This window comes from Rhodococcus sp. ENV425, assembly GCF_002887785.1.
GTDB lineage: Bacteria > Actinomycetota > Actinomycetes > Mycobacteriales > Mycobacteriaceae > Rhodococcus > Rhodococcus aetherivorans.
On record NZ_PCZU01000209.1, the window covers coordinates 81,275 to 87,274 of the forward strand.

Here is a 6,000-nt window from a genome sequence, read left to right on the forward strand (position 1 = left end):
GCCGGCCGTGTCGGCAGCACCGAAGCGTCGTTCGAGAGCATCGCGTCGTTCGAGAGCATCGCGTCGTTCGAGAGCATCGGAGCGAGCGACCTCCCGATCCGCGCCGGCGCCGGGGTTCGCTGTGAGTGGGTGAGACGTGGTCACGAGTGGAGCCCTTCTGGCCGGTTCCCGGCCGGTCGACGGATCGCTATCGGCTGCCCACCGGCGAATCGGCGGTGAACCCTCTGGCGCGCTCAGTGTCGGATTCGCTCCACAGCGTCGTCGGCGGTATCTCCGCGCGCACCAGCGGCACGACCTCCTCGGCGAATCGACGCAGGGTGTCCTTCTGGCGTTCGAAGTCGAGCACGTGGTTGACGGATACGGATTGGAGGACGTGGCCGAAGCACTCGTGGTAGTCGAGGATCTTCTCGGCCACGCGATCCGGCGAACCGACCAGGGCCGGACCCCGCTCGACCGCCTCCTCGATCGTGCGGAAGCTGGTGGTCTTGCCGACGGCGCCCGGATCATGTTTCCTCTTGTCGGCCTGGCGTACCGCACCTTCGTAGATGGGCCGGTACTCCTCGATCGCCTTCTCCGTGGTGTCCGCGAGGAACAACCCGCCCGAACCCGATCCGACGTAGGCCTTCGCCGGGTCGTGACCGTGTGCGGCGTAGTGCTCGCGGTATCGATCGATCAGGACCTTGTAGTTCTCCCGGGGCTGCAGGGCGTTGGCCGTCACGATCGGGTCTCCCCACTTCGCCGCCAGGTCCACTGCGCGCGCCGACGTGGCGGATCCGTGCCAGATGCGGAACGGCCCGTCGAACGGGCGGGGCAGCGTCGTGACATCGGCGAGTGCCGCTCGGTACTCACCCGACCAGTCGACGTGTTCCTCCCGCAGCAGCCGGCGCAGCAGTTCGTAGTTCTCGGTGAGGTAGTCGTACTGTTTGCCGATGTCGAGGCCGAACAGGGGGTACTGGAGCACCTCGTTGCCCTTGCCGATGACGATCTCGAGGCGGCCCCGGCTCAGTTGATCGACGGTGCACAGATCCTCGGCGACGCGCACGGGATCGAGCACCGACAGCACGGTCACACCCGTGGACAACAGGATCCGCTCGGTGGCCTGTGCGATGGCACCGAGGACGACGGTCGGGCTGGACGAGAGCACGTCGCCGGCATGACGTTCGCCGACCGAGTAACTGTCGATGCCGAGCTGCTCGGCGAGCACGGCCATCTCGACGACGCGGTTCAGGCGCTCCGCGGGAGCGACGACGTCGCCGGTGACCGGATGCGGCGGGTTGAAGATGATGTCGAGGATCTGGAAGCGCACGAACTACAGAGTCTGCCGTCCCGGTGGGCGTCCGCGAAGGGTTGTCCTCGAGGTGATCGGAACCGTTGCACCCGGCCGGACACGTCGCCGTCGTCGTCTCGGCATCGGCGTCACGGTAGCCGTGCACCGGGGTCCGGACCAGGATTGCGATCGTCGTGATCCGAAATCGGTGCAGGTCGGACCCGCCCGAAAGGGCGTGGGTTGTCCGAGACCCGTCCACTGGATAGCGTGACCGTCCGGCAGCACCGAGGGCGGATTCCCGCCACGAACGGGCCGCGCCCGCGGCCCATCGGAGGAAAGATGGTCGGCACCAGTCACGCGCAGGTCGTGATCGCACGCGTCGTGGGCACGCACGCCCCGGCGTGTTGTTGTCGCTGACAGCCGTCCCACCGGACGCACCCGCGTCTCCCGATACCGACATCTCCTCCGGCCGCCGGTGCCGCGTTGCCCGTTTCCCGGGCACCCGGCGCTCGACGTGGCCCGAAAGGACTCCCTGCGATGCCTCCCTCGACCACCCTGCCCGTCGTCGACCTCACAGGCCTCGACGGCGATGCCGCCACCCGGGCCGCCCTGCTCGACCGGCTGCGTCGGGTCACGCACGAGGTCGGCTTCTTCCACCTGACCGGCCACGGCATCGACCCGGCCCTCGCCGACCGGCTGATCGCGGCGGCACGCGCGTTCTTCGCCCTGCCCGACCCCGTGAAGCTGGAGATCGAGAACTCCCACTCGCCTCATTTCCGCGGCTACACCCGCGTCGGGGGTGAACGAACCCAGGGATACGTGGACTGGCGCGAGCAACTCGACATCGGTCCCGAACGGGCTCCGGTGGCACAGTTCGACCCCCAGCGGCCGTGGGAGGTGCTGCACGGTCCGAACCTGTGGCCGAGCCGGGTGCCGCAGCTGCGGACGCTCGCGCTGCAGTGGATCGAGCAGGCCGGCGCGGTCGGCCGCCGGCTCCTCCGGGCATGGTCCGAATCCCTCTCCGCACCAGCCGATTTCTTCGACGGCGCGTTCGCGGACCCCGATCCGCTGCTGAAGATCGTACGGTACCCGGGCCACGACCGATCGATCACCGGACAGGGTGTGGGCAGTCACAAGGACGTGGGAGTTCTCACGCTGCTCTATCCGGAACCCGGAAGCACCGGCTTCCAGGTGGAGATCGACGGCACCTGGGTCGACGTCGAACCCCTGCCCGGACACTTCGTCGTCAACATCGGCGAACTCCTCGAACTGGCCACCGGCGGCTACCTGAAGGCGACGACGCACCGGGTCCTTCCGCCGGCTCCCGGCACCGACCGGGTATCCCTGCCGTTCTTCCTCAATCCCGCACTGGATCAGGCGTTGCCGCATGTGCCACTGCCCGGCGCACTCGCCGCCGAGGCCCGCGGCGTCGGTGCGGACGAGCACGGTGACGCCTTGCACGCCGTGTATGGGCTCAACGCGCTCAAGTCACGACTGCGGGCCCACCCCAACGTCACCGAGCGCCATCACGCCGACCTCTCGAACTCCCCCCTCCTCGCCGGCCGGCCCGGCGATCTCGACGAAAGCGAACACTCCGAATGACTCTGCGCCGCACCCTGTCCGTGGTCTCCGCCGTCGCCCTGGCCACCGGGCTGGCCGCCTGCTCCGCCTCCGGGACCGGCGAGGACACGCTCGTGATCTCCGCCTCCGCGACACCGCACGTCGAAATCCTGGAACACGTGCGGCAATCCGGTGCGCTCGGCGACGTCGTCCTCGACATCAAGCCCGTGACCGGCGAGGTGGACCCGAACGAGTTGCTCGAAGCCGGTGACGTCGACGCCAACTTCTTCCAGCACCACCCGTACCTCGCCGACTGGCAGCAGCAGAAGGGCGTGGACAACCTCGAGTCGGTCGCCTCCGTACACCTCGAACCGCTCGGCCTGTACTCGAACAAGATCGCCGCGGTCGCGGACCTGAAGGACGGCGACACGATCGCGCTGCCGAAGGACACGACCAATTTCGCGCGTGCGCTCTACCTCCTGGAGTCGGCGGGCCTGCTCGAACTCGACAAGCCGCTGTCCGAAGCGGACATCGCGACGGTCACTGCCGCGAACATCGTCTCGAATCCGAAGAACCTGAAATTCGTCGAGCTCGAACGCGCGCAGCTCGCGCGCACCGTCGACGATCCGGCGATCACGGCCTCGGTCGTCAACTCGAACTACGCGCTCGAAGCGGGGCTCAACCCCGCGGACGACAGCATCGTGCGGGAATCCGTCGACAACAACCCGTTCGAGAACATCCTCGTGGTGCGATCGGAGGATGCGTCCGATCCCGCCGTCACCGCCCTCGCGGACGCCCTCGAGTCGCCCGAGGTCGCCGCCTGGATCGCCGAGAACTACGACGGCGCGGTCGTACCCGTCCACGAGGTCGGCGCGTGATCGTCGTCGACGGACTCACCAAGTCGTACCCGGCAACGGGCGGCACCGGCACGATCGACGCACTCCGCGGAATCGACCTGAGGATCGACGAGGGAGAGGTCTTCGGCATCGTCGGCCCCAGCGGTTCCGGCAAGTCCACGCTGCTGCGGTGCCTGAACCTGCTGGAACGCCCCACGAGCGGACGCATCCTCCTGCGCGGCGAGGACCTCTCGCACCTGTCCGAAGGCCGGCTGCGCGCGTCCCGTCGCCGCATCGGCACCGTGTTCCAGCAGTTCAACCTCCTGCACTCCCGCACCGTCCGCGCGAACGTCGAGTTTCCGCTCGAGGTCGCCGGCGTACGGAGGACGGAGCGACGGGACCGGGCCGAGACGTTGCTCGAGCTGGTCGGGCTCACCGACAAGCGGGACGCCTTCCCCTCGCAGTTGTCCGGCGGGCAGCAGCAGCGCGTCGGCGTCGCGCGCGCACTCGCCGCCGAGCCCGACGTCCTGCTGTGCGACGAGGCGACCAGTGCCCTCGACCCGGCCACCACGGAGCAGGTGCTCGATCTGATCGCGACCGTCAACCGGACCCTCGGCGTCACCATCGTCGTCGTCACCCACGAGCTGTCCGTGGTGCGCCGGATCTGCACGTCGGCGGCGCTGCTGGACGGGGGCCGCATCGTCGAATCCGGTCCCGTGGCCGATCTCGTGGCCGACCCCCTCTCCCGCCTCGGTGATGCGCTGCTGCCGGCGGGCGTCGGCGAGCAGAACGGGGACGTGACCGCGCTCGTCACCGCCCGCGGCTCTGCCGTCGCCACGCCGTGGCTGTCCCGGCTCTCCCGCGACGTCGGGGTCGACGTCGCGGTCGTCGGTGGCCGGGTCGACCGTGTCGCCGGTACCGACATCGGCAAGCTGCACGTGCGTTTCGACGGCGACGTGGATCGCGACGCGGTGGACCGATTCTTCGCCGTCCTGCCCGACGTCACCGTCGCGTGGACGACCGGCGTCGTGGCGAGGGTCGGGGCATGAACAAACTCAGCTGGTACGACGCCCTGCCCGAGGTGTGGGCCGCCACGCTCGACACCCTCTACATGGTGGGCGTCGCCTTCCTCCTCACCGTCGTGGGCGGGGTGCTCGTGGGTGTTCTGCTGCACGTGACCGCGCCGGACGGGCTGCGCCCGATCCGCACGCTGTATCTCGTGGTCGGGGCCGTGGTCAACGTGTTCCGTTCGCTGCCGTTCCTGGTCCTGCTGATCGCGCTGATCGGTGTGACCCGTCTGGTGGTCGGGACTGCGATCGGGCCGACCGCCGCGCTCGTCCCCTTGACGATCGGCGCGATCCCGTTCTTTGCCCGCATCGTCGAGAGCGCGCTGCGAGAGGTTCCGCGTGGGCGGGTGGACGCGGCCCGGGCTATGGGGGCCTCGAACCGGCAGATCGTCACCAAAGTACTTCTTCCCGAATCGCTTTCGTCTCTGATCTCCGGTGCCACCCTCACCGCGGTTCTGCTGGTCGGCTACTCCGCGATGGCCGGGGTCGTCGGTGGCGGCGGGCTCGGCGACTTCGCCATCGTCTACGGGTACCAGCGCTTCAACACCCCGGTCCTGATGGTCGCGGTGGTGGTGTTGATCGTGCTCGTGCAGGCGCTGCAGACCGTGGGAGACGTCGCGGTGCGGGCGCTCGCACACCGGCGATGAAGTTCGCTTCGCGGCGGCGCGGCCGTGCCTACCGCGGCCCTGTCTCATATCGAATCGATATGAGGTGATGCCGAAACACCGTCTATCCGCGACGCACGCCACCCGCCAGGGTGGAGACCATGGCCACTTCTCTCCAGACGCTCTCGGCTCCGGCCGCGGTACGCCTGCGCGCTCCGCTTCCGGGACTCGCCGTCTGTGCTGCGGCGGCAGCGGCGGCCCTCGTCGCCGCCCGGCTCGCCGGGGGCATCAGCCCCCTGCTGATCGCCATCGTCCTCGGCGCACTCCTGGCCAACACGACCTCGCTCCCGGCGTCCACCGAACCCGGCCTGGCCGTGGCCTCGCGCCGGTTGCTCCGGATCGGGGTCGCCCTCCTCGGTCTGCAACTCCTCGTCACCGACGTGCTCGCCCTCGGCTGGGGCGTGCTCGGCCTCGTCGTGGCCGTGGTGGTCGGCGGCATCGCCGGAACGATGGCACTGGGCAGGATCCTCGGGCTCGACTGGACCCAGCGCCTGCTCGTCGCCTGCGGCTTCTCGATCTGCGGCGCCGCCGCCGTCGCCGCGGTGGACGGGGTCGTCGACGCCCGCAAGCAGCACGTGGTCACCGCCGTCGCACTGGTGGTCGTC

6 protein-coding genes are annotated in these 6,000 nt (G+C 69.3%); 5 read left to right on the forward strand and 1 reads right to left on the reverse strand.

Translation table 11 applies throughout. The features are described from left to right. Positions 1–187 precede the first annotated feature (187 nt). Positions 188–1,306, reverse strand: coding sequence for an LLM class flavin-dependent oxidoreductase (locus CQZ88_RS17620; protein ID WP_029546691.1), 1,119 nt, complete (start codon positions 1,304–1,306; stop codon positions 188–190). A gap of 498 nt (positions 1,307–1,804) precedes the next feature. Between CQZ88_RS17620 and CQZ88_RS17625 the strand changes: the two genes are divergently transcribed. From CQZ88_RS17625 to CQZ88_RS31250, 5 genes are all read left to right on the forward strand, one after another. Next, positions 1,805–2,869: an isopenicillin N synthase family oxygenase gene (locus tag CQZ88_RS17625; RefSeq protein ID WP_029546692.1), complete on the forward strand. Its 1,065-nt coding sequence runs from the start codon at positions 1,805–1,807 to the stop codon at positions 2,867–2,869. Continuing rightward, positions 2,866–3,705, forward strand: coding sequence for a MetQ/NlpA family ABC transporter substrate-binding protein (locus CQZ88_RS17630; protein ID WP_029546693.1), 840 nt, complete (start codon positions 2,866–2,868; stop codon positions 3,703–3,705). Before CQZ88_RS17625 ends, CQZ88_RS17630 begins: the two co-directional genes overlap by 4 nt. Next, positions 3,702–4,712 carry a methionine ABC transporter ATP-binding protein gene (locus CQZ88_RS17635; RefSeq protein WP_029546694.1) on the forward strand — a complete coding sequence of 337 codons (1,011 nt, stop codon included), beginning with the start codon at positions 3,702–3,704 and terminating at the stop codon, positions 4,710–4,712. Before CQZ88_RS17630 ends, CQZ88_RS17635 begins: the two co-directional genes overlap by 4 nt. Next, positions 4,709–5,377: a methionine ABC transporter permease gene (locus tag CQZ88_RS17640; RefSeq protein ID WP_029546695.1), complete on the forward strand. Its 669-nt coding sequence runs from the start codon at positions 4,709–4,711 to the stop codon at positions 5,375–5,377. Before CQZ88_RS17635 ends, CQZ88_RS17640 begins: the two co-directional genes overlap by 4 nt. Positions 5,378–5,496: 119 nt before the next feature. Next, on the forward strand, positions 5,497–6,000 hold a 504-nt coding region (locus tag CQZ88_RS31250; RefSeq protein WP_258008649.1), incomplete at its 3' end, for a putative sulfate exporter family transporter.

Bases quoted from the DNA above. Each gene is read 5' to 3' on its own strand.
- CQZ88_RS17640 (WP_029546695.1), top strand. From the start codon at position 4,709: ATGAACAAACTCAGCTGGTACGACGCCCTGCCCGAGGTGTGGGCCGCC.
- CQZ88_RS17625 (WP_029546692.1), top strand. From the start codon at position 1,805: ATGCCTCCCTCGACCACCCTGCCCGTCGTCGACCTCACAGGCCTCGAC.
- CQZ88_RS17630 (WP_029546693.1), top strand. From the start codon at position 2,866: ATGACTCTGCGCCGCACCCTGTCCGTGGTCTCCGCCGTCGCCCTGGCC.